The 25,818-nt window shown below is 36.1% G+C and carries 27 protein-coding genes, 1 riboswitch and 1 other annotated feature; of the genes, 12 read left to right on the top strand and 15 right to left on the bottom strand.

Annotated elements, in window-relative coordinates; all coding sequences use genetic code 11:
- The first annotated feature begins 46 nt into the window (after nt 1-46).
- Nucleotides 47-1,636, top strand: coding sequence for a bifunctional metallophosphatase/5'-nucleotidase (locus BAQ48_RS24055; RefSeq protein ID WP_071713093.1), 1,590 nt, complete (start codon nt 47-49; stop codon nt 1,634-1,636).
- Nucleotides 1,637-1,730: 94 nt separating this feature from the next.
- Here BAQ48_RS24055 and BAQ48_RS24050 read toward each other — a convergent pair whose 3' ends face one another.
- The gene (locus tag BAQ48_RS24050) at nt 1,731-2,207 is read right to left on the bottom strand and encodes a ribbon-helix-helix domain-containing protein (protein WP_071713092.1); all 477 of its coding nucleotides are present in this window, start codon (nt 2,205-2,207) and stop codon (nt 1,731-1,733) included.
- A 120-nt stretch (nt 2,208-2,327) separates the two neighbouring features.
- On the opposite strand from BAQ48_RS24050, the gene BAQ48_RS24045 reads away from it, so the two are divergent.
- Both BAQ48_RS24045 and BAQ48_RS24040 read left to right on the top strand, forming a co-directional pair.
- Nucleotides 2,328-3,326, top strand: a complete 999-nt coding sequence (locus BAQ48_RS24045) for an alpha/beta fold hydrolase (protein ID WP_071713091.1) — start codon at nt 2,328-2,330, stop codon at nt 3,324-3,326.
- A 131-nt stretch (nt 3,327-3,457) separates the two neighbouring features.
- Nucleotides 3,458-4,777, top strand: a complete 1,320-nt coding sequence (locus BAQ48_RS24040; protein ID WP_071713090.1) for a Na+/H+ antiporter family protein — start codon at nt 3,458-3,460, stop codon at nt 4,775-4,777.
- Between the two features lie 12 nt (nt 4,778-4,789).
- Here the strand turns inward: BAQ48_RS24040 and BAQ48_RS24035 are convergent, their stop codons facing one another.
- Both BAQ48_RS24035 and BAQ48_RS24030 read right to left on the bottom strand, forming a co-directional pair.
- Nucleotides 4,790-5,665, bottom strand: coding sequence for a LacI family DNA-binding transcriptional regulator (locus tag BAQ48_RS24035; protein WP_071713089.1), 876 nt, complete (start codon nt 5,663-5,665; stop codon nt 4,790-4,792).
- A 99-nt stretch (nt 5,666-5,764) separates the two neighbouring features.
- On the bottom strand, nt 5,765-6,247 hold the full coding sequence (locus BAQ48_RS24030; protein ID WP_071713088.1) for a GNAT family N-acetyltransferase: 483 nt from the start codon (nt 6,245-6,247) through the stop codon (nt 5,765-5,767).
- Nucleotides 6,248-6,328: 81 nt separating this feature from the next.
- On the opposite strand from BAQ48_RS24030, the gene BAQ48_RS24025 reads away from it, so the two are divergent.
- Entirely contained in the window at nt 6,329-7,252 is a 924-nt protein-coding gene (locus BAQ48_RS24025; protein WP_071713087.1) for an alpha/beta hydrolase, read from the top strand.
- Between the two features lie 10 nt (nt 7,253-7,262).
- Here BAQ48_RS24025 and BAQ48_RS24020 read toward each other — a convergent pair whose 3' ends face one another.
- Entirely contained in the window at nt 7,263-7,508 is a 246-nt protein-coding gene (locus tag BAQ48_RS24020; RefSeq protein ID WP_000360793.1) for a DUF2552 family protein, read from the bottom strand.
- A gap of 288 nt (nt 7,509-7,796) precedes the next feature.
- On the opposite strand from BAQ48_RS24020, the gene BAQ48_RS24015 reads away from it, so the two are divergent.
- From BAQ48_RS24015 to ribH, 5 genes are all read left to right on the top strand, one after another.
- Nucleotides 7,797-8,003, top strand: a complete 207-nt coding sequence (locus BAQ48_RS24015; RefSeq protein WP_001151582.1) for a CDGSH iron-sulfur domain-containing protein — start codon at nt 7,797-7,799, stop codon at nt 8,001-8,003.
- Between the two features lie 189 nt (nt 8,004-8,192).
- Nucleotides 8,193-8,336: riboswitch (FMN riboswitch) on the top strand.
- Between the two features lie 309 nt (nt 8,337-8,645).
- Nucleotides 8,646-9,758 carry a bifunctional diaminohydroxyphosphoribosylaminopyrimidine deaminase/5-amino-6-(5-phosphoribosylamino)uracil reductase RibD gene (gene ribD, locus BAQ48_RS24010; protein ID WP_071713086.1) on the top strand — a complete coding sequence of 371 codons (1,113 nt, stop codon included), beginning with the start codon at nt 8,646-8,648 and terminating at the stop codon, nt 9,756-9,758.
- Complete coding sequence (ribE, locus tag BAQ48_RS24005; RefSeq protein ID WP_071713085.1) at nt 9,740-10,384, top strand: riboflavin synthase subunit alpha; 645 nt, start codon at nt 9,740-9,742, stop codon at nt 10,382-10,384. The genes ribD and ribE overlap by 19 nt, the downstream gene beginning before the upstream one ends.
- Before the next feature lie 12 nt (nt 10,385-10,396).
- Nucleotides 10,397-11,590, top strand: coding sequence for a bifunctional 3,4-dihydroxy-2-butanone 4-phosphate synthase/GTP cyclohydrolase II (gene ribBA / locus BAQ48_RS24000; protein WP_071713084.1), 1,194 nt, complete (start codon nt 10,397-10,399; stop codon nt 11,588-11,590).
- 18 nt (nt 11,591-11,608) lie between these two features.
- On the top strand, nt 11,609-12,070 hold the full coding sequence (gene ribH / locus BAQ48_RS23995) for a 6,7-dimethyl-8-ribityllumazine synthase (RefSeq protein WP_000230901.1): 462 nt from the start codon (nt 11,609-11,611) through the stop codon (nt 12,068-12,070).
- Between the two features lie 23 nt (nt 12,071-12,093).
- Here the strand turns inward: ribH and BAQ48_RS23990 are convergent, their stop codons facing one another.
- The 8 genes from BAQ48_RS23990 to BAQ48_RS23955 all read right to left on the bottom strand — a co-directional run bounded on the left by BAQ48_RS23990 (nt 12,094) and on the right by BAQ48_RS23955 (nt 18,857).
- Nucleotides 12,094-12,414, bottom strand: a complete 321-nt coding sequence (locus tag BAQ48_RS23990; RefSeq protein WP_000549772.1) for a hypothetical protein — start codon at nt 12,412-12,414, stop codon at nt 12,094-12,096.
- A 182-nt stretch (nt 12,415-12,596) separates the two neighbouring features.
- Nucleotides 12,597-13,595: a biotin synthase gene (gene bioB / locus BAQ48_RS23985; RefSeq protein WP_000815850.1), complete on the bottom strand. Its 999-nt coding sequence runs from the start codon at nt 13,593-13,595 to the stop codon at nt 12,597-12,599.
- 1 nt (nt 13,596) lies between these two features.
- Nucleotides 13,597-14,406: a malonyl-ACP O-methyltransferase BioC gene (gene bioC / locus BAQ48_RS23980; RefSeq protein ID WP_071713083.1), complete on the bottom strand. Its 810-nt coding sequence runs from the start codon at nt 14,404-14,406 to the stop codon at nt 13,597-13,599.
- Complete coding sequence (locus tag BAQ48_RS23975) at nt 14,372-15,112, bottom strand: alpha/beta fold hydrolase (RefSeq protein ID WP_071713082.1); 741 nt, start codon at nt 15,110-15,112, stop codon at nt 14,372-14,374. Before BAQ48_RS23975 ends, bioC begins: the two co-directional genes overlap by 35 nt.
- Nucleotides 15,109-16,296: an 8-amino-7-oxononanoate synthase gene (gene bioF / locus BAQ48_RS23970; RefSeq protein WP_071713081.1), complete on the bottom strand. Its 1,188-nt coding sequence runs from the start codon at nt 16,294-16,296 to the stop codon at nt 15,109-15,111. The genes BAQ48_RS23975 and bioF overlap by 4 nt, the downstream gene beginning before the upstream one ends.
- The gene (gene bioD, locus BAQ48_RS23965) at nt 16,262-16,990 is read right to left on the bottom strand and encodes a dethiobiotin synthase (protein WP_071713080.1); all 729 of its coding nucleotides are present in this window, start codon (nt 16,988-16,990) and stop codon (nt 16,262-16,264) included. The genes bioF and bioD overlap by 35 nt, the downstream gene beginning before the upstream one ends.
- Nucleotides 16,990-18,378 (bottom strand): adenosylmethionine--8-amino-7-oxononanoate transaminase, encoded by a 1,389-nt coding sequence (gene bioA, locus BAQ48_RS23960; protein WP_071713079.1) that lies wholly within the window; start codon nt 18,376-18,378, stop codon nt 16,990-16,992. The genes bioD and bioA overlap by 1 nt, the downstream gene beginning before the upstream one ends.
- Nucleotides 18,379-18,500: 122 nt before the next feature.
- On the bottom strand, nt 18,501-18,857 hold the full coding sequence (locus BAQ48_RS23955; RefSeq protein ID WP_071713078.1) for a hypothetical protein: 357 nt from the start codon (nt 18,855-18,857) through the stop codon (nt 18,501-18,503).
- Nucleotides 18,858-18,998: 141 nt separating this feature from the next.
- Nucleotides 18,999-19,219 (top strand) — a binding site (T-box leader).
- Between the two features lie 277 nt (nt 19,220-19,496).
- On the opposite strand from BAQ48_RS23955, the gene nhaC reads away from it, so the two are divergent.
- Nucleotides 19,497-20,870, top strand: a complete 1,374-nt coding sequence (gene nhaC / locus BAQ48_RS23950) for a Na+/H+ antiporter NhaC (protein WP_071713077.1) — start codon at nt 19,497-19,499, stop codon at nt 20,868-20,870.
- A gap of 50 nt (nt 20,871-20,920) precedes the next feature.
- Here the strand turns inward: nhaC and cpdB are convergent, their stop codons facing one another.
- The gene (gene cpdB, locus BAQ48_RS23945; protein WP_071713076.1) at nt 20,921-23,266 is read right to left on the bottom strand and encodes a bifunctional 2',3'-cyclic-nucleotide 2'-phosphodiesterase/3'-nucleotidase; all 2,346 of its coding nucleotides are present in this window, start codon (nt 23,264-23,266) and stop codon (nt 20,921-20,923) included.
- Between the two features lie 361 nt (nt 23,267-23,627).
- Between cpdB and BAQ48_RS23940 the strand changes: the two genes are divergently transcribed.
- Entirely contained in the window at nt 23,628-24,407 is a 780-nt protein-coding gene (locus BAQ48_RS23940; RefSeq protein ID WP_071713075.1) for a GDSL-type esterase/lipase family protein, read from the top strand.
- 72 nt (nt 24,408-24,479) lie between these two features.
- Complete coding sequence (locus tag BAQ48_RS23935; RefSeq protein ID WP_000445815.1) at nt 24,480-24,926, top strand: MarR family winged helix-turn-helix transcriptional regulator; 447 nt, start codon at nt 24,480-24,482, stop codon at nt 24,924-24,926.
- 24 nt (nt 24,927-24,950) lie between these two features.
- Here the strand turns inward: BAQ48_RS23935 and BAQ48_RS23930 are convergent, their stop codons facing one another.
- Both BAQ48_RS23930 and BAQ48_RS23925 read right to left on the bottom strand, forming a co-directional pair.
- Nucleotides 24,951-25,154, bottom strand: a complete 204-nt coding sequence (locus BAQ48_RS23930) for a hypothetical protein (protein WP_071713074.1) — start codon at nt 25,152-25,154, stop codon at nt 24,951-24,953.
- A gap of 58 nt (nt 25,155-25,212) precedes the next feature.
- Nucleotides 25,213-25,773, bottom strand: coding sequence for a DUF2062 domain-containing protein (locus tag BAQ48_RS23925; protein ID WP_071713073.1), 561 nt, complete (start codon nt 25,771-25,773; stop codon nt 25,213-25,215).
- Nucleotides 25,774-25,818 lie beyond the last annotated feature (45 nt).

Here is a 25,818-nt window from a genome sequence, read left to right as displayed (position 1 = left end):
AAATTATGTCGTATGATGTCAGATTATAAAAAAGGAGAAATGAACTATGTGGAAAAAAATTATTCCTGCCGTTGCTGTTTTAAGCACCATTACTTTTTCAAGTGTATTCGCTGCTCCCCCATCTCAGACTCCAGCTGCACAAAACCGCTACATAGACGTACAAATGCTTGGTATTAATGATTTCCATGGACAACTAGATACTGTAAAAAAAATTAATAACAAAGAAGCTGGTGGCGCTGATTACTTAGCTACTTATTTAAAAGAACGTAAAAAACAAAACCCTAATACACTTCTCGTGCATGCTGGTGATATTGTCGGAGCTAGTCCACCAGTTTCAGCATTATTACAAGATGAACCGACGATTGAATTTTTAAATGACTTAAAATTTGATGTCGGTACAATTGGAAACCATGAATTTGATGAAGGCATTGATGAAATGAAACGCCTCATTTACGGTGGATATCACGAAAAAACTGGGAATTTCAAAGGTGCTAACTTCCCTTATGTCGCTGCTAATTTCTATAACAAATCAACTGGTCGCTTATTTTTACCACCATTTACTGTAAAAATGGTAGATGGTGTTCCTGTAGGATTCATTGGCGTTGTTACAACTGATACACCAAATGTCGTTATGCCTACTATGCTTAAAAATGTACAAATAACTGACGAAGTAGAAGCTATTAATAAATCAACGCAACAACTAAAACGTCTCGGCGTTAAATCCATTGTCGTCCTTGCTCATGTCGGCGGAACGACCGAGGAGTCAGGCGTAACAAATGGAGATCTTACTCGAATTGCCAATGAAACAGATCCAGAAGTTGACGTTATTTTCGGTGGACATAGTCATACGTATGTAAATGGTACAGTTAATAATAAACTAATTGTCCAAGCGAACTCTTACGGAACGGCTTTCTCTGATGTAGATGTAACGATTGATCGTAAAACAAAAGATATTGTGAAGAAAAAAGCTGAAGTTATTACAACATATCATGAAGGTGTAGAACCTGATAAACAAGTACAACAAAAGTTAAATCAATATAAAGAAAAAATTGCACCACTTGTAAATGAAGTAGTCGGAAAGTCTACAGCACCTATCGATCGTAAACAAAACGATGCTGGTGAGTCTACTCTTGGAAATGTAATTGCCGATGCACAGCGCCAAACGATGCAAGCTCAAATCGCACTTATGAATCCTGGTGGCATTCGTAATGACTTAGACGCTGGTGATATTACATGGGGCGAATTATACGGCATTCAGCCTTTTGGAAATCAATTAATTAAAGTAGATTTAACAGGTCAAGATATTCGTGATATTTTAAATCAACAATGGCAAAAAGGAACAACAAGAATGCTTCAAATTTCAGGTATTCAATATACTTGGGATGCAAATAGACCAAACGGTGAAAAGGTTACAAATATACGCTTAACAAATGGCGAAGAATTATCTCCATCTAAAACATATAGCGTAGTTGCGAATGCTTTCTTAGCTTCTGGTGGTGACGGATTCGTATCATTTAAAAATGGGAAGAATTCAGAAACTGGTCCAAACGACTTTGAAGCGCTAGTCGATTATGTAAAACAATTAAAAGAACCAATTCAGCCAATTATTGATGGAAGAATTCAAAAAATAAATTAAGTACGCTAGGAACAAACAACCGTTATTTTACTTGTGATATATGTGAAACCCAAAAAGGATACTCGTTCTTAAGATGAACATAGTATCCTTTTCTTTAGTTATCAAAATGTGATGTTTTGCTAACATCATATTGTTGTAAAAATTGTAGTAACGCCTCTTCGACAAGTTTAGATTTTTGAATCCCTTTCGATTCTGATATAACATCTAATTTCGCTAATATTTCTACATTAATAGAAAAGGTACGTTTCTTTTTTTCTGTACTTATACTCATAATCGGGGCAATTACTTCTTCTCTCTTTCTTAATAACTCATAAATACTTTGTAATTGCTCATAAATTAATACTTGATAATCTGTTTTCGTATATTGAAGGGCGGTCGCTTCTTGGAGTTGTAAGTGACGTGGTTCTTCTCCATCTCCTACAAAAATACGCTTCTTCCGTTCTCCATCATATTCGTATCCAATCCATCTTAATTTCTTCGATAATGTATACGGGCTTATTTCAAGACGTTTTGCTATAATAGCGATGGATTCACGTCTATTTAAACAATCTATAATTTCTCCAATCGTCACAATTTCCCTCCTCCCGTGTTGAAATGACACTAGTATGGTATGTTACAATGATTTTCTAACAGTATATGCAAAACAAATAGCCTGTGCGATTCGTATGATTTCAGAAAAGGAGGTTTCCACATGCTTTTTCGTAGCAATACCCCCCGGTTCTATAATAAAAATAAACAACTCATTCCAAATAGTATCGCTACGCTAGAAAGCGTTATAATTAATAACCGCAAACTAACCCTCCTTATGCGCGGGCAAAACGTAGAGCAACCTATTTTATTATGCTGTCACGGCGGACCTGGAATGGCACAAATTGGATTTATTCGTCATTTTCAAAAAGAATTGGAGAAGCACTTTATCGTTATTAATTGGGATCAGCGCGGGGCAGGTAAATCCTTTTCAATGAAAGATTTCGGAGCCAATTTTACAATCGAACAATTCATTGCCGATGCAAAAGAAGTGATTCAATATGTACTTAAAAAGTTCAATAAACAGAAACTATTTCTCGCTGGTCATTCTTGGGGAAGCATTATTGGACTTAACATAGCACATCAATATCCACAGTATATCGAGGCTTACATCGGTATTGGACAGATTGTACATATGAAACAAAACGAAGAATTGCTATACCAGCATTTAATTCGTTCCGCCAAAAAACATGATCATAAAAAAGCATTAGCGTCTCTTTTAAAATTAGGTAAACCACCATTTTTAGATACGAGACGTCTTATTATTCAAAGAAAGTGGCTTGGCACATTCGGAGGAGCAATCCAAAACGGATCTTCCTTTTCTTTCATACGGAAAGGCTTCTTTTCTCCTGAATATACGCTATTAGATTGGTTCAAGTTTCTCGCAGGAAATTTAAAATCTGGCGTTTTATGGGAAGAAATGCTGGCAATCGATTTCTTTTCTTCTATTTCTAGTTTATCTATTCCCGTTTATTTTTGTTCTGGTCGCTATGATTACCAAACTCCTTATGCACTCGTTCAGGAATATTGTGATGTGATAGAAGCGCCCATAAAAAAGATGATTTGGTTCCCAAATTCAGCACATTCTCCCGATTTAGAAGAACCAGCATTATTCGCTCATTCTTTACAATCAATTAAACAAGAGCTAGCTTTTCAGCATTAGTAACAAAAGGCTCTTTTACATTTCATAGAAAACAATTTATAATAATATGTCGCAACTATGTATAAATATAGCAAGGTGCTTCATATTTACTTGCCTTAACACAATAAAATTTTGGGGAGATTACATTTATTATGAATGCTGTACTCGTTGCAGTAGCAGTTATGCTATTGCTTAGTTTGTTACGTGTCCAGGTCATTGTCGCCATCATTGTTGGAGCTTTAACAGGCGGAATTATCGGCGGACTCGGTATTTCAGAAACTATTAACACTTTTACAACTGGTCTTGGAAACAGTGCCCCAATTGCTTTAAGTTATGCAATGCTTGGCGGTTTCGCTATTTCCCTTTCCAAAACAGGACTTCCAGATGCCATGATTCAAACTGCATTAAAATGGATTGGCAATGAACAAGACACGAAAAAACAAGTTTATTCTAAAATACTTATTTTATTCATCATTTTAACGATGGCTTGCTTCTCACAAAATGTTATTCCTGTTCATATCGCTTTCATCCCCATCTTAATTCCAGCACTTTTAAAAGTATTAAATGAGCTGAAAATGGATCGCAGACTAGTTACATGTATTATTACATTCGGGTTGATTACTCCTTATATGTGGATTCCAGCAGGTTTCGGAAAAATTTATCATGACGTATTGCAAACAAATGCTGCGCAAAGCGGTCTTACATTTGATGTTGCACTTATTCCAAAAGCAATGACTATTCCAGCAATCGGTATGATTATTGGATTATGTGTAGCGGTATTCTTTACGTACCGAAAACCTCGTACGTATGAAACAGAACAAATTCACACTACTGAAAATGAAATCGTTCCCTATACAAAACGTAGCATTACTTTCGGATTATTATCTATCATAGCCACATTAACTGTTCAATTAGCAACCGAATCAATGATTTTCGGTGCTTTAGCAGGGATTATCGTCTTATCGGTAAGTGGTAGTCTACCGCTTAAAGAAGCAGATGCGATATTAACAAGTGGAATGCGCATGATGTCCTTTATTGGTTTTGTTATGATTGCTGCCGCTGGATTTGGAGCTGTTCTTCGAAAAACAGGACATGTTGAATCTCTTGTGCAAACGAGTGCACATATAATTGGAAATAACAAACCACTCGCTGCATTTCTTATGCTTGTGATTGGACTTCTCGTTACGATGGGAATTGGTTCATCCTTTTCAACTATCCCTATCTTAACAACAATTTTTGTACCACTTTGCATCCAACTTGGATTTAGCCCAATGGCAACGATTGCAATTATCGGTACAGCAGGAGCGCTAGGTGATGCAGGATCTCCAGCATCAGATAGTACACTTGGACCAACATCCGGCTTAAATGCTGATGGTCAACATCATCATATATGGGATACATGTGTACCAACTTTTCTACATTATAATATACCGTTACTTATATTCGGCTTTATTGCCGCCATTACATTATAAAAGGTGCGTTTTTTACAACGCACCTTTTACTTTTATTTTTCCAATTAATTTTTTAAAAGCTATTTCCCCATTTTCTTCGACATCACTTTCAATTATCGGTAGTGATGGACCTATCCATCCGCACTCTATATTCCCGTTAGGTCCAACAATTTGTAATTTATCTGGTATATGGATATTTAAAAATTTCGCTGCTCGGATTAACTCAATAGCAATCTTATCACTTGAGATTACAATTCCATCTATATACGGATGATTTTGTAATAATGTAATGAACTGTTTATGCGTATACCCTTGCACACTTTCTTCTCGATAAGAGATTCCTTCCTCCCAAACAGCGTCTAAAAATCCTGACACATGGTCTTCTTTTTCTTCACTTTCATCTCCCTCACCGATATAAGCAAGAAAGTGGCACCCTTTCTCTTTCAATACAGAAACAGCTCTCTGTCCACCTTCATAATAATCTGTAAGAGATTGTTTTTCATCAATCACTACACACGGAAGTGAGATTTCCCCTATTTTTTTAAAAACTGCTTTCGTCAAAATAACACCTGCAACGTTATTTTGCTTTAACATATGTATATATTTATCTTTATTCTCTATATTACAAACAATGATTTGATATCCTTCTTTATATGCTAGTTCTTCAATACAATGTAGCAAAGTGATGTTTGATGGATTACATAAATTGTCTACAAGTAATGCAATTATCGTTGAATCTTGTTTAAATAATGGTTTCGCCGCACTATTTGGTCTATAGTGTAATTCCTCAATTGCTTCCTTTACTTGTTTTACTGTGTCTTCATGAACGTATCCTTTTTCATTAATAACTCTTGAAACAGTTGCGACTGAAACACCTGCCAATTTTGCAACATCACGTATAGTTGCCACATCGTCACCCCTTAATATGGTAATAGATTACAATTTTACGGTAACCTAAATTACAATTTTCGTCAAGGTTAATAACTTATATTTCTGAAAATTGTTACATCATTTTATTATACGATATTCTAGCTGAATTTCATGTAAGATCGGGATTTGATCATACCCAATACACGGAATTTCTTTCTTTATTTTTCGTGCCTCTTCCACTGCGTTCACATATAAATTTGTCATCATGAAATTTCGCTTTTGGTAAAAACGTAATGCGTTCATATTATCATTCGTTGTAATGAGCCAAACCTGCCTGCACCCTTCTTCTTCTGCAACTTGTAATACACAATCCACAAGTTTCGTCCCTATTCCTTTTCTTTCTTCAAAGCTATCTAGCGATACAATTTCGCACATATTTCTGGTCACTTCATACGTTATAATTCCGATTATTCTGTCATCTGAGAGCGCAACAAATCCTGGCAACTCTTCTAACTGATGCCCCTTACCACGCGAAACCATCAATGAACTTCCCCAGTTCTCACACATGAACATTCGGATTGTTTCTTTCATCGCTGGCGTAATTTTTTGTATATGCAGCATTTCCTATTTCTCCCCTTTTCTATCATTGTGATACAATATAAGTGTATCACATGTAACGGTATTTGGAGGATGAGGTAAAGTATGAAACGTTTTTTTGCAGCATTGTTTACTATACTAGGTGCGATAACTGCCCTTGGGATTTTCTTTACAAATAAAGTGATGTACTTAAAGAAAAAAACAGAGGAAGAAGTACTCGAAAGAGAAACGAAAAAACATTTTCGTATAGAGGATTTTGATGCTCTTCATAAAGAAGAAATTCATATCCCTTCGCAATTCGGATATGATCTTCACGGATATTACATTCCTTCTGGTCATTCCAATAAGTTTATGGTTTTTTGTCACGGCGTAACTGTAAATAAAATGAATTCTATAAAATATGCAAAGTTATTTTTAAACAGAGGATATAATGTCGTTATTTATGATCATCGTCGTCATGGTAAAACTGGCGGAAAAACAACAAGCTATGGATACTATGAAAAACATGATTTAAAATCTGTAGTTGATTGGCTAAAAAGTCGTTTTGGCAAAAATATAATCCTTGGCATTCATGGTGAATCGATGGGAGCTGCAACACTTCTTCAATACGCAGGGCTTGTAGAAGATGGTGCTGATTTTTATATTGCAGATTGTCCTTTCTCTGATTTTTACGGACAATTACAGCACCGTTTAAAGGTTGAATTCCATTTACCAAAATGGCCTTTATTACCTTTAGCAAACGCATTTTTAAAAGTTCGTGACGGTTATACAATTCGTGAAGTTTCACCAATTGACTGTATAAAAAACATTAACAATCCGGTGCTCTTTATTCACAGTAAAGATGACGATTATATTTTAGCTGATATGACAAAAGCGTTATATGAAGCGAAAGAAAATAATAAACAACTGTATATTGCAGAACACGGTGCACACGCTTGCTCTTATAACGAAAATAAAGAAGAGTACGAAGCAGCCCTCGATCAATTTTTAAACACATACGTAAAAGAAACAAAAAACAGGCTTGCATAAGCCTGTTTTTTTATTGCGCTAAAACGTCTGTAACTTGTTCCATATTTTCAGAAATCCATTGCATTGCATCGTCTAACGTTGGAAATTCTGTCGTTTGAAATGTTACTTCATCTTGAAGTAACCAAACATCCTTCGCCTCTTGCCCTACACCTGCAATGGACCAATGTAACAAACTATATGGATGATTATCATTCAAAAATGATGCCCACGTGCGCTCATTTGCAATGTTTCGTAATGTATGTAATTGTTTATCCATCTCTCGTCACCTTACTCTAGTCAGTTATGAAGACTATTATAACACTCTCTTCTTTCTCAAATAAAGTGCTCTTTTTTCCCCGCTATTTGCGGGCAGTAAAACTCCCACCTCAAAATCCGGCTGAAACAAAGAAGTTAGGTGGGAGATTAGCTGCCCCTAAAAGCCCGAATGGTTCAACTAATAATTAGTGGGGGATGCCTCCCTCACTAATTAAAGTTTCACTTTATATTGCCAAGTACTTCCCTTGATTATATGATGAAATTAAGCGTTTGGGAAGGAGGGATAACGTTGGCAAAAGTACAAATTAAAGTAAATGATAATGGCTCTTTTCGCGTTACAGGGGACGTGGAATTAGTCGATTCACAAGGGAATGTATTCCCAGCAAAACCGGCATTTTCTTTATGCCGTTGTGGTTTATCAAAAAATATGCCTTATTGCGATGCTTCGCATAAAGGTAAATTCGAGTCTGTTGTTAGAGCACCAGAGGCAGAATAATTTCACATGTGACATGCACATTTTTTTGTGCATGTTTTTTCTTTTCATTAACTCTCGTCCCCCCTTTTCCTTACAACATTTCTCATACTTTTGACCTCATTCCAACTCACATGTATTTTCACACAATTCTTCACATTCGAATATTTTTTACTAGCCTTTTATTTTTTTTGTGCTATAATTTGAGCAAACAACATCCTTCGGGGTCGGGTGAAATTCCCAACCGGCGGTGATGAAGTGAAAACTTCTAAGTCCGTGACCCGTTTTCAACTCGAAAACGGTGGATCTAGTGAAACTCTAGGGCCGACAGTATAGTCTGGATGGGAGAAGGATATGTTTTCTAGTAATTTTATATAGCGAATACACTTTTATTTCAGTATGCATATTTATAAAGTTTCATTTTGAATCTTTATATATGTTTTATTTTGTATACTTATGTATCTATACTGAAATAAAAAGATACGACTAGCGTTTGAAAAATTCGATATTTTGCTAGGTTTTTTCCTTATGCAAAAATATCAATCATCGTTAGGTTTCTTTCCTATACTTTCGTATTCGAACTATATTTCTAGAAATCACGTCTCCCAAACCTCAAGGATATAAAATCCTTGGGGTTTTTTGATTTTTTCAGGAGAGGTGAAGAGAATGACAGATCAAGAATATATGAGGATTGCCCTGCAGTTAGCAGAAGGAACATCCGGACAAACAAGTCCAAATCCTATGGTTAGTGCTGTTGTTGTAAAAGACGGAAACATCGTCGGTATGGGAGCTCATTTACGTGCCGGTGAAGAACACGCAGAAGTTCATGCTCTTCATATGGCTGGTGAAAAAGCAAAAGGAGCTACCGTTTATGTAACACTTGAACCGTGTAGCCATTTTGGAAAAACACCACCTTGCTGTGAATTGCTCATCAAAAAAGGAGTCAAACGGGTTGTAATTGCTACTCTTGATTGCAATCCTCTCGTTTCTGGTAATGGAAAAAGGAGATTAGAAGAAGCTGGCATTGAAGTAACTACCGGTATTCTTGAAGCAGAAGCCACCTTATTAAATCGTTTCTTTTTTCACTACATGAAAACGAAACGTCCATTTGTAACAATAAAAACAGCGATGAGCTTAGATGGAAAAACAGCAACTGTCACTGGTGAAAGTAAGTGGATTACAGGTGAAGGAGCACGAGCTGATGTTCACCAATACCGCCATACACATGATGCAATTCTCGTTGGAGTGAATACGGTTATAGCTGATAATCCGCATTTAACGACAAGAATTCCAAATGGTGGGAAACATCCTATTCGCGTTATTTTAGATACCCATTTACGAACGCCATCATCTTCTCACGTCATAACAGATGGTTTAGCACCAACATGGATTATTGTCGGGAAGGATGTAGATAAAGAAAAAATAGCTTCTTATGAATCTGAAAATATAGCTATATTCCAAATGAAAACGAAGCAGATTGAAATTCAAGATGTTTTAGACCTACTCGGCGAAAAACAAATCCTATCTCTTTTCGTTGAGGGTGGTCAAACAGTTCATGCAAGTTTCTTACAAACAAATAATTTCAATGAAATTGTAACTTATATAAGCCCAAAATTAATTGGCGGGAAAGATGCCCCTACTTTATTTGGTGGAAATGGTTTCGCAACATTACAAGATGCACTTTCCTTAGAAATTCAAGAGATGAAACAAATTGGCGATGATATAAAAATCGTTGCGAATGCCCGAAGTGAGGTGACGGAATGTTTACAGGAATTGTAGAAGAATTAGGAACTATCGCAAACATGCAACAAAGCGGAGAAGCGATGAAGTTAACAATCCATGCAAATGAGATTTTATCAGATGTTCACTTAGGGGATAGCATCGCGGTTAACGGTATTTGTTTAACTGTAACGAGTTTCACAACAACTTCATTCACAGTGGATGCAATGCCTGAAACGATGCAATCAACATCACTTCGCACGCTTAAACCGCACTCTAAAGTAAATTTAGAACGAGCAATGGCTGCAAACGGACGATTCGGTGGACATTTCGTTTCGGGACATATTGATGGCATCGGAACGATATTAAACAAAAAACAACACTATAATGCCGTCTATTACAAAATAGCTATTTCTGATGAATTGCTGCGCTATTGTTTGCATAAAGGATCCGTTGCTGTTGATGGAACGAGTTTAACAATATTTGATATAGACGAATCTTCCATCACAATCTCACTCATTCCGCACACAGTAAGTGAATCTGTTATCGGAGAAAAGATTGCGGGAGACATCGTAAACATTGAGTGTGACATGATTGGTAAATATATCGAACGCTTTATTACTAAACCTGTAAAAAGAACAGACTCAATGACCGAAAGCTTTTTACAAGAAAACGGATTTCTATAAGGGGGAAGCATTATGTTTCATCGTATTGAAGAAGCTCTAGAAGATTTAAAACAAGGAAAAGTTGTTATCGTATGTGATGATGAAAACCGTGAAAATGAAGGAGATTTTATCGCTTTAGCAGAGTATATTACGCCAGAAACAATTAACTTTATGATTACACATGGGCGTGGTCTCGTTTGTGTACCAATTACAGAAGGGTACGCAGAACGTCTACAATTAGAACCAATGGTAGCTCATAATACAGATTCGCATCATACTGCATTTACAGTGAGCATTGATCATGTTTCTACAACAACAGGGATTAGCGCTCACGAACGTGCAACTACGATACAAGAATTATTAAATCCTGCATCAAAAGGTGCTGATTTCAATCGTCCTGGACATATCTTTCCATTAATTGCGAAAGAAGGCGGTGTCCTGCGCCGTGCTGGTCATACAGAAGCTGCTGTCGATTTAGCACAGCTTTGCGGAGCAGAACCAGCTGGAGTCATTTGTGAGATTATAAATGAAGACGGTACGATGGCACGCGTACCTGATTTACTACAGTGTGCAAAACAATTTGATATAAAAATGATTACAATAGAAGATTTAATTGCTTATCGCCGCCACCATGAAACATTAGTGACGCGAGAAGTGGAAATTACATTACCTACAGATTTCGGTACTTTCCATGCAATTGGCTATTCTAATTCATTAGATACGAAAGAACATATCGCACTCGTAAAAGGTGATATTTCAACAGGAGAGCCTGTACTTGTACGCGTCCATTCTGAGTGCTTAACAGGAGATGTATTTGGCTCGTGCCGCTGCGATTGCGGACCACAACTCCATGCTGCACTTGCTCAAATTGAGCGTGAAGGAAAAGGCGTTCTTCTCTATATGAGACAAGAAGGACGAGGCATTGGCCTTCTTAATAAGCTCCGCGCTTATAAATTGCAAGAAGAAGGATTCGATACTGTAGAAGCAAACGAAAAACTTGGGTTCCCAGCTGACCTGCGTGATTACGGTATTGGAGCTCAAATTTTAAAGGATTTAGGTTTACAACATTTACGATTATTAACGAATAATCCACGAAAAATTGCTGGCTTACAAGGTTACGATTTAGAAGTGATTGAGCGTGTACCATTGCAAATGCCCGCAAAAGAAGAAAATAAAGCGTATTTACAAACGAAAGTAAACAAATTAGGACATTTACTAAACTTATAATTAAGGGAGAGATTTATTATGGTATTCGAAGGTCATTTAGTTGGTACAGGACTAAAAGTTGGGGTTGTTGTTGGACGTTTTAATGAATTTATTACAAGTAAGTTACTCGGCGGAGCTTTAGATGGATTAAAGCGTCACGGTGTAGAAGAAACTGATATCGATGTTGCTTGGGTTCCTGGCGCATTTGAAATTCCTTTAATCGCTAAAAAGATGGCTAGTAGCGGGAAGTATGATGCTGTTATTACATTAGGGACTGTAATTCGTGGTGCTACAACACATTACGATTACGTTTGTAATGAAGTAGCAAAAGGTGTTGCATCTTTATCACTACAAACAGACATTCCAGTTATTTTCGGTGTATTAACGACTGAAACGATCGAGCAAGCGATTGAACGTGCTGGCACGAAAGCTGGTAATAAAGGCTATGAATCCGCCGTTGCTGCGATTGAAATGGCTCATTTATCAAAACAATGGGCATAAAAAAAGAGGCTACGGCCTCTTTTTTATTTCTTTACTTTTTTCCGTACATCTTTTATTAATTCATCCATCGTTTTTCCTTCTGTTTGTATACGAAGAGTTTGCGCTGTTCTCCATACATTCTCTCTTTTCTTCGCTTCTTCTATAATAGTAATTTCTTTTCGTACTTCTTTTAAATCTTTCCCTTCCGTTTTCAAGCCAAAATGTTCAGCTTTCGTTCGAAAATGTTGTTCAATTCTTTGCTGCATTTCTTTTTGTTCAGGATTTTCAGCGGCCTTAACTGGATCAGCACTTATTGCTTTTATTAAAATTAGACAAATCATAATCGCTAATATGTATTTATGCATGTAAAATCCTCCAACCCAATATAAATTACATATTTACTATGTACAAATAGGGCTTGGAAAATTCGTCCACAAAAATTCATTTTCTTGCTGAAAAACCATTCATATCAAGTCATAATGGCTTTTTATTACATTTTATTTACAAAAAAAGCAAACCTTTTTAAAGGTTTGCTTTTCCATCTATCTTATAATGCACATTCCTCAATCTCGAATCCTAAATCTTCAATCATACCCCAGTCCGCAGTCGGCTCTTGCCCAGCTGTCGTTAAGTAATCGCCGACAAAAATAGAATTTGCTGCGAATAAACCAAGCGGCTGTACAGAACGTAAATTAATTTCTCGACCACCTGAAATGCGAATTTCTTTTGTTGGATTTACAAAACGCATCATCGCCAGCACTTTTAAACATTCTACTGGTGTTAACTCTTTTTGTCCTTCAAGCGGCGTACCCTTTACAGCAACAAGGAAATTACACGGAATAGAATCTGCATCTATACGTTGTAATTCAAATGCAATTTCAGCACGTTCTTCAATTGTCTCTCCCATTCCAAAGATTGCACCAGAACATGGCGAAATACCAGCTTGCTTCGCTTTTTGAACTGTATCAACACGATCGTCATACGTATGAGTTGAGCAAATACTATCATAATTGTTTGCGTGTGTATTTAAGTTGTGGTTATAACGATGTACACCTGCTTCCGCTAAACGCCCTGCTTGATCTTCATTTAAGAAACCTAAACAACAACAAATCTTCAAATCTGTCGTGTCACGAATCTCTTTAACAGCTCCAATTACGTGATTGACTTCTTTATCCGTTGGACGACGGCCAGATGCTACAATACAATATGTACCCGCTTTACGGCGAATTGCTTCATGCGCCCCTTCTACAATCTTTTCCTGCGTTAACCATGCATATTTATCAATCGGTGCTTCTGAAATAATAGACTGTGAACAATACCCACAATCTTCAGGACATAATCCAGATTTCGTATTAATAATCATGTTCAACTTTATTTTTTTACCAAAGTGATGATGGCGGATGATGTAAGCTGCATTCATAATTTCTAAAACCTCTGTATCATCAGCCTCTAATATCGCTATTGCATCTTCTTTCGTAATCATTTTCTCTTCTACTACGTCATATGCAAGTTTTTTCCAATCCCTTTTTGTTTGTACTTGTTTCATTTCATCTCTTCCCCTCTTTTGTTATATGCACAAATACAGCATGATAAGTTGCCATTATCCCTTCTTTTTCCGTGAAGTCTCTTTCGTATATGCGAAGCATTGCACGAAAGAGTGAGGGACTTTGGCAATATGATTCTTCATTACTATTAGTCGCTCCTACTTTTCGAATAGAATGCAGAAACTCCCTAACTTCTGTAAAACTCTCTATGTAACATGTTTCAGAAACATGCACATCCCCTGTTTCTATTTCACATATATGGTGTAACTGATTTTTCGAATAAAAACGTTGCCCAATCGATGTTTCGTTTTGTATATTTTTTTCTTCTTTCGCCCGCCGGAACGAAGCATGCAATTCTTGAAATGTTTCATGTCCAAATGTTGAAAAGAGTAATATCCCATCTATAGACAAATGATCAAATAAATTTCTTATCACTTGTTTTAAATCATTTAGCCATTGAAATGTGGCATTTGAAATAATGACATCATATGTTTCTTCTAGTCTTAATTGTTCAATATCCTCACAGTAAAACGTTACATTTTTCACATTTGGTCTAGCTTTCGCAATCGCAATCATACTTTCAGCAAAATCAACAGCTGTAATATGCGCTTTCGGAAATAACTTTGATAATTGCTCTGTAACATATCCTGTCCCGCATCCAAGTTCTAAAATGCGTATCGATGAATTTGCACTATATCGCCGATTCAATGTAGAAAGTAACGAATGTGCCATCTTTTTTTGTATATTTGCATATTGATCGTAGGATACAGCTGCCCCGTTAAACCGTTTTTGCAGTAACGTTTTGTTGATCATGTCGTATCCCCTCTACAAATTGAATGATTTCATTTGCGCAATATTCAAAATTCGTTATACATAATGCATGCCCAGCCTCACTTACTACTTTTAGCTTAGCATTCGTATTTTCTGTCATACTATGAGCTGCAGATAATGGACATATCACATCCTGTTCTCCATGAAGAAGTAACAGCGGGATTTTGACATCAGTTAATTCGTTTCTCATATCTGTTTCTATTAAATAATCTAAGCCTAATTGTAATGACTGAATCGAGTCTCCTTTAAAATTCAGCGCAATCTCTTCAAAACTCGTATTCTCTTTCAGTTCATCTTTTGTAAACATATTTTCATAGAAACGCTTCAACGTATCTGCTTTCTTTCTCGTTAAGTTCTTTTTCATACGTTCTACATGCAAGGAATTCCATCCACTTGTATAGTCACTTGTATTGGTAAATTTAGCGGTACCACCAATTAGTACCATGCCTTTCGCCTTAACCTTTTTATAAGCTTGTACTGCTGCTAACGCTCCTAGTGACCATCCAACTAAAATTACATTTTCATCATGCGCTACATCTATTATTCGCTCCGCAAATTCACTTTGTTCTTTTACGTTACGCCACTCTACACATTGAACAGAATATCCTTTAAAATATGGTAGAACTAAAGTCCAAACACCTTCTTCCATTCCCCACCCAGGAATAAAAATAATCTTTAGCTCTTTCATACTAAAAACCCCTCTTCTTTACCGATACGTATAATATGCTGAATAGCCCATCTTAAATCAGCTATTGTATGTTGTGATGTAACTGCAAAACGAATTCGAGAACTACCAACTGGAACAGTGGGTGGACGAATTGCAATTGCGGCGATACCTACCTCTTGTAATCGTTCACTAAACCGTAAAGTATTTTCATTTGAACCGACTACAATCGGTACAATATGAGTTGAGCTATTCCCAATATCAAAACCAGCTTCTTGTAAATGCGTCCTGAAATATGTACCATTCTCTGCAAGTCGCTCTCTTCTTTTGTTATCTTCTTTCACAATTTCAATTGCTTTTCGTATCGCCCCTAACGTTCCTGGTGGTAAAGCAGTAGTAAAAATAAAGCTTCTCATCATATTTTGTAAATACTCTATATAAATTGCATCACCTGTCAAATACGCACCATAACACCCTAGAGCCTTGCTAAACGTCCCCATGTGTATATCAATTTTTTGAGCAATCTCTTTTTCTATATGAGCTAATCCTGCTCCGCCGATTCCATATATTCCACTCGCATGTGCTTCATCAACTAGGATTATTGCCCCGTATTTCTCTTTTAGCTGCACTAAATCTTTCAAATAGGCAGTATCACCATCCATACTAAAAACAGTATCAGTTACGATTAATTTCCGCTTTTCAGGTGACGCTATTTTCAACAGCTTCTCTAAATGATCCAAATCATTATGACGATATCTTTTATGTTCTGCTCCGCTTAATATAATTCCATCAACGATACTTGCATGATTTAATTTGTCACTAAAAACAATATCGTGGCGGCAGGCTAACGAAGAAATCGCCCCTACATTCGCGGTATATCCACTATTTACAATTAAAGCTTTTTCAGTGCCTTTCCAATTGCATATACTTCTCTCAATCTCTTCATACAGTGGATAATTTCCTACAACGAGACGGGATGCTGTCGCTCCAGTTCCATATTCTCTTGTGCAGGCAATAGCAGCTTCTTTCAACCTTTCATCCCCAGCTAATCCTAAATAATTATTCGATGCTAAATTTAGCATCCTTTTCTTATTTCGAATAAGCCATGTCTCTTCGGATCGCTCTGTTACATGTAAATTACGATACTGCCCTTGTTCCTTTAATTGTTCTATTTTAGATTGAAGATGCACGCGCCACGTTTGATTCATTTTGGATGAGCTCCTCTAATTTTGAAATCATAATATGCTCTTTTGCCGATTCTAATAACTCTTCCCTTGTAAACTCTCCTTCAAGGAATGGTAATAACCCTAAAACCGGCACTCCACTTAACTCCTCAATCATTATTCTATTTTCTTGCGCTCTTTCTTTTTCATATTCTTTACAACCAGATAAAATTACACCTGCTACTGTTAAACCGTGTGCTTTTGCATAAGAAATTGTTAAAACAGTATGATTAACTGTTCCTAGAGTAGGACGCGCTACTATAATAAGAGGAAGCTTTAATTTTTTTGCAAAATCAATCACTAAAGCATCTTCTGTAAATGGGACTGCAAGCCCACCAGCCCCTTCCACAAATAAGCTATTAAACTCTTTTAATAGTTCATTATAGTGATCCGTAATTTCTTTTAACATTACTGTCCTTCCAGCTCTTTTCATAGCCAATCTCGGAGCAAGCGGTTCTTCAATGGAATAAGGACAAATTTCTTCTTCTCTTGTCAGTACACCCGATAATATTTTTAGCCTTGCTGCATCTCCCTCTGGGTTTGATGCAGCATGCCCGCTTTGCAACGGTTTATATACCCCTATGTTATATCCTAATTCTCTAAATACACCTGCTAATGCACCAGCAACTATAGTTTTCCCCACTTCAGTATCCGTTGCTGTTATAAAGAAACCACTCATTATTCTCCCTCCGTAACATCTGAGATTGCTTTATATAAAATTCGTAACATCTCATCAATTTCGGCAATTGTAGATGCAAGAGGTGGCATAAATACAATGGTATTGCCAAGCGGTCGTAAAATCATACCTAACTCTCTTGAACGTTTACATACTTGAACACCGACTCTCTCTGTCCATTCAAACGCTTCTTTCGTCTCCTTATTCTTCACAAGCTCAATTCCAACCATTAATCCGCACTGACGAATATCCCCTACATGTTTATATGCAAAGAGTTCTTCTAATTGCGTCGCTACATATTCTGTTTTACGTGCCACTTCTTCTATTAAATTTGTTTTCTCGTATAGTTCTAGGTTTGCAATTGCTACCGCACACCCTAACGGATTCCCTGTATAACTATGACCATGGAAAAATGTTTTTTGCTCTTCATAGCCTCCTAAGAAGGCATTATATATTTCATCTGTCGTTACGGTGATTGCAACTGGTAAATATCCGCCCGTTAAACCTTTTCCGGCCGTTAAAATGTCTGGTGTCACATTTTCATGTTCACATGCAAACATTTTCCCGGTGCGCCCAAATCCAGTCGCTACCTCATCTGTAATAAATAATACATTGTATTTTGTACATAAATTACGTAGCCCTTTTAAATATCCTTTTGGCATTGTAATCATGCCGCCAGCACCTTGCATTAAAGGCTCTACAATAATTGCTGCAATTTCTTCATGCTTGTCTTTTAGTAGCTCTTCCATTTCTTCTAAATGTTTTTTTACAATTCCCTCCTTATTATTTCCATAAGGAGAACGATATGTATATGGATAAGGCATCTTAATTGCCTCAAATAAAAGTGAACTATACACTTGGTGAAACAAGTCTATTGCTCCTACTGAAACAGCTCCAATGGTATCACCGTGATACGCTTCTTTTAATGTAACAAATCTTTGTTTCTTCGGTTTTCCTTTATGCTGCCAATATTGAAAGGCCATCTTAATTGCAATTTCAACAGCGCTAGAACCGGAGTCCGAATAAAATACTTTCTTCAAACCTACTGGTACAACTTCAATTATTTTTTCTGCTAATAAAATAGATGGAACGTTAGCAAGCCCTAACATAGTAGAATGAGCAATTTTATTTAATTGCTCACGAATTGCTTCATCTAATTCTGGTATTTGATGTCCATGAACATTCAACCAAATAGACGAAACACCGTCCCAGTATTCATTTCCATTTACATCGTATAGCTTTCTTCCCTCTCCACGTTCAATAATGACAGGATCTTCTTCTAAATAATCTTTCATTTGTGTAAATGGGTGCCATACGTAAGCTTTATTTTTCTCCGATAATTCTTCATATGTATAAGATGATTTTTCAGTCGTTTTACTATTAACAGTCACAATTGCCACCCCTAATGTTAACTAGTTTATAAATATAGTTAACATTAAATTCGAAAGGCTGTCAATTATTTTTAAATCAAGTAGTTCTTAAAAAAGAACAACTTATCATAAGATAAGTTGTTCTACTTTCCATGTTGTATCTTTCCAATTTCTAAAATAATCTCTTCATCTTTTTTTCCCTCTGTATCAATTCCAAGTTGCTTCGCATGCTCAATTAATAAATCATGGCGCTGCTCAAATCTTGCTGTATTTACTTCTTTCGTAATCTCTTCTTTTGTTTTTCCCTCAGTAGAAACTCCTAGTTTCGTAGCTGCTTTCTCCATCGACTTCTTCTCTTCAGTTTCTTTCACTTTCTTCACTTCTGACTGCTGTATTTGCTTTTGTTTCAACTGCTCTGATTCAGCTGCAAAAGCTGTGTAAATTCCAGCACTTCCGCCAACGACTAGTAAGGTGGTAAAAAGAATTATTTTTTTCTTCACTCTTTCCTCCCCTTTCAAATTCATTATAACGCACGTTTTCACAGTATTAAAACCTTTCTCCTTTATTTCCCTAAAAAAAATTTGAACATTTTTATTGACATGTAAGACGAATATATGATAAAAATTTAACTAACATCATATGAATCGGCGTTGATAGGATTTAGTAGTATTTCGATTTCTGATTTCAGAGAGCTGGTGGTCGGTGCGAACCAGTACAGAGCGAATTATGAATTACCCCCTGGAGCTTCTTTTACGAAACGTAAGGAGTAGTGAAAGACGGTTATAGACCGTTATGTCTAAAGAGTGGTGAAACGACACTGTTTCACAATTTAGGGTGGTACCGCGATTTTTTCGTCCCTGCATATATTGCAGGGGCGTTTTTATTTTATTAGCGCATATCATATGACCCTTTATTTTGTGATACATTCATTTCACAAGCTAGGGTGGTACCGCGATTTCTTCGTCCCTGCATAATTATATGCAGGGACGTTTTTTTATCCAATCATTTCCGTATCATATTGAGATATTGACAATTACCGGTAATTTGTCACAAAATTCTAAATTTTAGAAGGAAATAAACAATATTGGCGAATTTTATATAAAAAAGAGCTATTTTAAATTATTTAGGAGGGGAAAACAATGGTTTCAAAAATTGAATCTGTTCTTTTAACATTATTTATTTTTTTCTGTATTGGTTTTAGTGTTATCCAATTAGAAGTTTCACCACATATCCCAATTTTATTTGGTATCGTTCTTTTATTAGCATTTGGATTTATGAAAAAAATCTCTTGGTCTACTATGGAAAAAGGAATGATAAGTAGTATTTCCGCTGGTATTCCATCTATATTTATTTTCTTACTTGTAGGCGTATTAATTAGTGTTTGGATCGCAGCTGGAACAATTCCAACTTTAATGGTATACGGCTTCCAACTTGTTTCTCCAAAAATTTTCGTTCCTACAGTTTTTGTTGTTTGTGCAATTGTTGGAACAAGTATCGGTAGTGCCTTTACAACTGCCGCAACAGTAGGACTTGCCTTTATGGGAATGGGTACTGCCCTTGGATACGATTCAGCTCTTATTGCTGGTGCAATTATTTCTGGTGCATTCTTTGGAGATAAAATGTCTCCTTTATCTGATACAACAAACTTAGCTCCTGCGGTAACCGGTGTAGATTTATTTGAGCATATTCGTAACATGCTTTGGACAACAGTTCCGGCTTTCATTATTGCTTTTATCGCATTTTTCATTTTAGGAAGCGGTACTGGTGGAGACGTTGACTTCACAAACTTTATTAGCACATTAGAGAAAAACGCAACGATTTCTATCGTTACACTCATTCCAATTTTATTACTATTCCTATTCGCATTTAAAAAGGTTCCGGCAGTTCCAACATTACTTGCTGGAATCGTAGTAGGAATCATTATTCTCTTTATTTTTAACCCTAGTACTTCTTTAGCTGATTTAATGAAAATTATGCAAGACGGTTACGTTTCTAAAACTGGTATTAAAGATATTGATAGCTTATTATCTCGCGGTGGTTTACAAAGTATGATGATGTCAATTGCTCTTATTTTCCTAGCTCTTTGTATGGGAGGATTATTACAAGGCATGGGTATAATCACGCAGCTGATGAATATTATCTCTAGCTTCGTAAAAAATAGTACACGCTTAATTATTTCTACTGCTTCAACTGCAATTGGTGTAAACTTCTTACTTGGTGAACAGTACTTATCCATCGTTTTAACAGGACAAGCATTCGCTAACAAATACGATGAAGTTGGTTTAGAACGTCGTAATTTATCACGCGTATTAGAAGATGCGGGTACAGTTATTAACCCGCTCGTACCATGGGGTGTAAGTGGCGTATTCTTAACAAACGTCCTTAGCGTTCCAACATTCGATTACCTTCCATACGCAATCTTCTGTTTAGCTTGCCCAGTCTTAACGATTATCGTTGGATTTACTGGATTTGGCCTTTCATGGAAGAAAGAAAAAGCAGTACCAGTTTCATAATATAACAAAAAGGATTACCTCAATCGGTAATCCTTTTTTATATTCCTCTACTATCTATTTGCTTTCTTTCTTCTAAATAACAGAAGGAATCCCGCTCCAACAAACGCCAAGCCTGCTCCAATTGTAGAAACAACACTTGTACCTGTTTTCGGTAAATCACGTTCTTCTTTATTTTCACTTACAGTTGTTTCTTTTGTATTTTGGTTGTCCGTCGTAGTTTGTCCATTTCCTGCGTTATTTCCATTATTACCTTCATCCGTTGGTGGTGTCGTTGGATTTTCTCCGTTATTACCTTCACCTGTTGGTGGTGTCGTTGGATTCTCTCCGTTATTACCTTCACCTGTTGGTGGTGTCGTTGGATTCTCTCCGTTATTACCTTCACCTGTTGGTGGCGTCGTTGGATTCTCTCCACCAGTTTCCTTATCATCGTTCTTCTTCGTTATATCAATTGCATATTTAGCGAATTCATTTTCAGATGGTCCAACATATGATATTTTCCCATCTTTCTTTATATACTTTTGTGCATTTGGTGAAGAATCGAATGTTGTATTTAGTTTATCTGCAACAATCGGTTTAAACGCCCAATTTTTATCTGCTGCCGGATCAATAACTGGTGTTTCTTGCATATACTTCACAATGATTTGACGTGTTTCATCTTGTGATTGGTATACAACTTCCCCTTTACTTACACCTGGGAACGTTTGGCTACTTCCACGATAGTTATTTGTAGCGACGATGAACTCTTGATTGTCAGCTACTGGCTTACCTTCATATGTCATATTTATAATACGATTCGTATTTGCATTTACAACTTTTCCATCTTTATCGTATTTCGCCGGTTGTGTTACATCAATTTCGTATTTTAAGCCATCTAAAATATCGAAGTTATATGTAGGATAGCCTATATTTACTAATGGCTGTTCTTCTGTTTTCTTTGGATCGATTTGATTAAACTGACCTGCAGACATTTCAAGCCATTCTTTCACTTGTGCCCCATTTACTTTTACAGCATATAACGTATTTGGATATACATATAAATCTGCAACGTTTTTAATTGCTAACGTTCCAGCTGGAATATCTGTATAATATGTAGCACCGTTTCGGCCACCTGCTTTAAATGGTGCGCCTGCAGATAAAACTGGTATTCCTTTATATTTGCTATATTGTCCATTTTCAGCAAATAACTTTTCTACATACCATTTCTGTGCATTTGTCACAAGTTGTACAGAAGGATCATCTTGTACTAATGAGAAATAACTATTAATTGGTGCTGTCGTTTTTCCTACAGCTGTATTCACATAATCAATTGTCGCTTGATGATCATCTTTAATTTCATTAACTAATTTTTGATCAGATTGTACTAATGGGTTTCCTTTACTATCAGCAATCGGACGAAGTTGCGGCTTCGATTGCTCTTTTTGTACTTCCCATTTTCCGTCTACCTTCTTCAATTGCATATCAATAATACCTAAGTTACTTCCAAAGACACCAGGCATTACAACTGGAACACCATTAAATACATCTTTCACTTCTGTATGTGAATGTCCCATTAATACTGCATCTACACCAGGAACCTCTGTTAAATAATACGACGCGTTTTCCATACCAACGTTGTATCCACTCTTATCAACACCGGAATGCGCTAGTGCAACGATAACATCTGCACCTTCTGCTTTCATTTTTGGCACCATTTTCTTCGCTGTTTCAACTATATCTTTTGCTTTAACTTTTCCTTCTAAATTTGCTTTATCCCAGTTCATAACTTGAGGTGGAACAAATCCCATTACGCCAATTTTCACTTTTTGTTTTTGCCCTGATTCATCTTCTACTTCTTTTTCAAAAACATGATATGGTTTAAAGTAATTTTGGTCGTTCTCTTCATTATTATCTTTATCATCTTTATAGACGTTCGAGTTAATAACTGGGAACTCTGTTTTACTAATTACTTTGTTTAAATAGTCTAAACCGTAGTTAAATTCATGATTCCCAAGAGAGATGACGTCATACTTCATTAAATTCATTAAACGATATAATGGATGTGTATAACTAGGATCCACAGGCTTCTTCGGATCATTTATTTTATTCGCTACATAATCTCCAAGCGGTGTCCCTTGTAATGCATCCCCATCATCAAATAGGACAGAGTTCTTCGCTTCTTCACGTGCTTTATTAACAAGCGTTGCAGTTTGCACGAGACCTACTTTATTATCTGTTTTCGTTTGATAATAATCGTAATTCATTAAGTTAACATGAATATCTGATGTTTCTAGAATTCGTAAGTTAACCGTACTCTCCCCGTTGTTCTCATCCGCATGAGCTGTTGTTGGCAATACTTGCGGCGCCATTACACCAATAGCAAGAGTTGCTCCAGCTAGCATTTTTTTTGACTTTTTCACAAAAAATCCCCCTTATACACTTACCCAATATAATGAAATAAACCTCTATCTCTAACCTCATATCTTTTTTCTTCTAGTAGAGATTCGATTTTTATTTCATTCCGCTTTAACGGGTAGTACCCACAAAATCTTGATAACTGAAGACTAACTATTAACGGGAAATAGAGTTCCCACTAAGCGTAGTTTTACCTTATCTGACATTATCATATATAATGTCCTTTCATATCGTCAATATTTTTTGACATACTTCTACAAATTTTCTGTAAAGTTATTGTAAACTTTTCATAGATATATAATATGCCCTTACATTGTTAATACTGCTGAATATGATACAATTACCAATTACAAGGAGGATGAATTTATGAAAAAAGTCATCTTAACAATTGTTTGTCTCCTCCTTCTAATCATTTCTTATTCTTATTTTGAAAAGAACGATGAGACAAAACAAAACGAAGCCGAAGAGAAAACAAAAAAAACATCCGCTCCAAGTTGGATTGATAAGCAAACAAACGATTCCTTTTATCACCTCGTATTAGGTGATTCACTCGCTAAAGGTTATGGATCAACGCAAGGTGGGTTTGCTGAATTAGCCTCTAGGCAAATAGAAGCACAAATTCATAAACCAATTACAGTAGAAAACCTTGGCATAAACGGTCTTACAACAGATCGTCTCGTTAAAAAAGTTCAATCAGAAGATGTAAAACAAAAGATTAAAGCTGCAAATATTATTACAATTAATATTGGGGGAAATAATTTATTCCGTTTAAATCGTGATGTTGGTGTTATAGATGGCATTAAAATGTTAAATAAAGAAAAAGCTCATTTTGAAGCGGATGTAAAAGATATTGTAAAAACAGTTCGAGATCAAAATCCGGATGCTTTACTCATCCTCTCTGAACTCTATAACCCGTTACAACTCGATGATTCTATCGCAAGTTATGCAGATATGTTTTTAGATGGCTGGAATGACTCCGTTTATTCCATTTCAAAAGCAAATCAACCATCTATCGTTTTACCAATTCGTAAATTAATATCGAATGATAAAAAAGAGTTACTATTTGACCAAGTACATCCTAATGATACTGGCTATACGATTATTGCCAATTCATTTACAAAAAAAGTGTTAGCTTACAAATATTAAAGTTTCCATGAAACAATTCTATTTTTATAACATGCCTTTTTTGTTACAATGATAGTGGAAGGGGGCCTTTATATGGAATCACGCGAGTGGGAACGTATTGTTGATCATCTTCTTTCGCTAGTGCCTCTTTTTTATCGCAAATTTATGCTTCCTGGAGAATTTTCTTCTCAAAGACATATGCCGCCATCACATACACAAGTATTACTGCTTTTGCATGAAAATGAAACATTAGCAGTTTCCGAAATCGGCAAGCGGCTAGCGATTTCACGGCCTAACATGACACCTCTATTAAACAAACTGATTCAAGAAGAACTAATAGAGCGTCATTATAGCGAAAAAGATCGACGGGTCATTTTAATTTCCCTAACAGGTGAAGGGAAATTGTTAGTAAATCAGTATCAGCAATTCATTTTAGACAAACTAAAAGAAAATTTCCAAACATTATCTGAGGAAGAGCGTGAGAAGCTCATTCATTCTCTTCAAACCATTCAAAATTTAATTTTGAAAACAAACGCATAAAGCTGCTTCTAAATAGAAGCAGCTTTATGATTCGTAATAATTACCATAGTATACATTTGAATATGGCCATGTTGTTAAATATGGTTTTTGTTCCTGCGTAGGCTGTTGTTGTGGTATTTGTGATAATTGCTGCAATTGTTGTTGTCGATACCATTCGTATTGTCTACTCATATCATATACAGGATAATAATTTACATATGGATATACTTGAGGTACGTAATAATACATTCATGCTTCCCTCCTTTTTCTTAAACATATTCAAAGGAGAAAATGAATGTGACACTCTTTATATTTGCACAAGTGGTTCTCGCACTCGTTTCTTTCTTTTCTTCAAACGTAACTTCCGGTTCTTCTCATATAAATAATGCACAACGAAATATGAAATAGTACCAAACACCGCTCCTAAAATCGTCATTCCAATTAATACATACACTTCACTCTGCAATAAACTCTTTAATATCGTAAAAATATGGCTCGAAAACAAATCTGATATTGTAAATGGTTTATGATGTAGTTTCTGCAGCGGAAACGGATAAATCATTTTCCCTAATGCATAAGCAAGCGGAAATAAAAATACTGGGAGAAACGATATCTTCCCAATAATATTACCAATGACTGCTGCTGGAAAAGACCCTTTCGCTAACCTGACGATTGGATAAAATATTAAATATACGAGCGATGCCGTATAAATTACTAACATTTCTAAACCAAAGCCAATAGCAAACCCTAATGATACTTTCTTCGCTCCTTCTGGCGACCGAAGCAACTTATAATATTGATACTTTAATATTCTCCACATTCGATGAAAAAACGAATATGTTTTCTTAGTTGTTTTCAAATTCATCATCTCTTTAACTATATTTTTATACCTAGTATGTCCTTACATCATATG

The organism is Bacillus luti, assembly GCF_001884105.1.
In the GTDB taxonomy this organism is placed as follows: domain Bacteria; phylum Bacillota; class Bacilli; order Bacillales; family Bacillaceae_G; genus Bacillus_A; species Bacillus_A luti.
Note: the sequence above shows the minus strand (reverse complement) of the source record. Positions and strands in the feature narration are given on the sequence as shown.

Excerpts from the sequence above, each read along its gene's own strand:
- BAQ48_RS23935 (WP_000445815.1), top strand. The coding sequence starts at position 24,480 with ATGGAATCACGCGAGTGGGAACGTATTGTTGATCATCTTCTTTCGCTA.
- BAQ48_RS23990 (WP_000549772.1), bottom strand. The coding sequence starts at position 12,414 with ATGCATAAATACATATTAGCGATTATGATTTGTCTAATTTTAATAAAA.
- BAQ48_RS24030 (WP_071713088.1), bottom strand. The coding sequence starts at position 6,247 with ATGCTGCATATACAAAAAATTACGCCAGCGATGAAAGAAACAATCCGA.
- ribH (WP_000230901.1), top strand. The coding sequence starts at position 11,609 with ATGGTATTCGAAGGTCATTTAGTTGGTACAGGACTAAAAGTTGGGGTT.
- BAQ48_RS24025 (WP_071713087.1), top strand. The coding sequence starts at position 6,329 with ATGAAACGTTTTTTTGCAGCATTGTTTACTATACTAGGTGCGATAACT.
- BAQ48_RS24040 (WP_071713090.1), top strand. The coding sequence starts at position 3,458 with ATGAATGCTGTACTCGTTGCAGTAGCAGTTATGCTATTGCTTAGTTTG.
- bioF (WP_071713081.1), bottom strand. The coding sequence starts at position 16,296 with ATGAATCAAACGTGGCGCGTGCATCTTCAATCTAAAATAGAACAATTA.
- BAQ48_RS23925 (WP_071713073.1), bottom strand. The coding sequence starts at position 25,773 with ATGATGAATTTGAAAACAACTAAGAAAACATATTCGTTTTTTCATCGA.
- BAQ48_RS23975 (WP_071713082.1), bottom strand. The coding sequence starts at position 15,112 with ATGAAAGAGCTAAAGATTATTTTTATTCCTGGGTGGGGAATGGAAGAA.
- ribBA (WP_071713084.1), top strand. The coding sequence starts at position 10,397 with ATGTTTCATCGTATTGAAGAAGCTCTAGAAGATTTAAAACAAGGAAAA.
- bioC (WP_071713083.1), bottom strand. The coding sequence starts at position 14,406 with ATGATCAACAAAACGTTACTGCAAAAACGGTTTAACGGGGCAGCTGTA.
- BAQ48_RS24045 (WP_071713091.1), top strand. The coding sequence starts at position 2,328 with ATGCTTTTTCGTAGCAATACCCCCCGGTTCTATAATAAAAATAAACAA.
- BAQ48_RS24055 (WP_071713093.1), top strand. The coding sequence starts at position 47 with ATGTGGAAAAAAATTATTCCTGCCGTTGCTGTTTTAAGCACCATTACT.
- BAQ48_RS24020 (WP_000360793.1), bottom strand. The coding sequence starts at position 7,508 with ATGGATAAACAATTACATACATTACGAAACATTGCAAATGAGCGCACG.
- BAQ48_RS23930 (WP_071713074.1), bottom strand. The coding sequence starts at position 25,154 with ATGTATTATTACGTACCTCAAGTATATCCATATGTAAATTATTATCCT.
- bioB (WP_000815850.1), bottom strand. The coding sequence starts at position 13,595 with ATGAAACAAGTACAAACAAAAAGGGATTGGAAAAAACTTGCATATGAC.
- ribD (WP_071713086.1), top strand. The coding sequence starts at position 8,646 with ATGACAGATCAAGAATATATGAGGATTGCCCTGCAGTTAGCAGAAGGA.
- nhaC (WP_071713077.1), top strand. The coding sequence starts at position 19,497 with ATGGTTTCAAAAATTGAATCTGTTCTTTTAACATTATTTATTTTTTTC.
- ribE (WP_071713085.1), top strand. The coding sequence starts at position 9,740 with ATGTTTACAGGAATTGTAGAAGAATTAGGAACTATCGCAAACATGCAA.
- BAQ48_RS23940 (WP_071713075.1), top strand. The coding sequence starts at position 23,628 with ATGAAAAAAGTCATCTTAACAATTGTTTGTCTCCTCCTTCTAATCATT.
- bioD (WP_071713080.1), bottom strand. The coding sequence starts at position 16,990 with ATGAGTGGTTTCTTTATAACAGCAACGGATACTGAAGTGGGGAAAACT.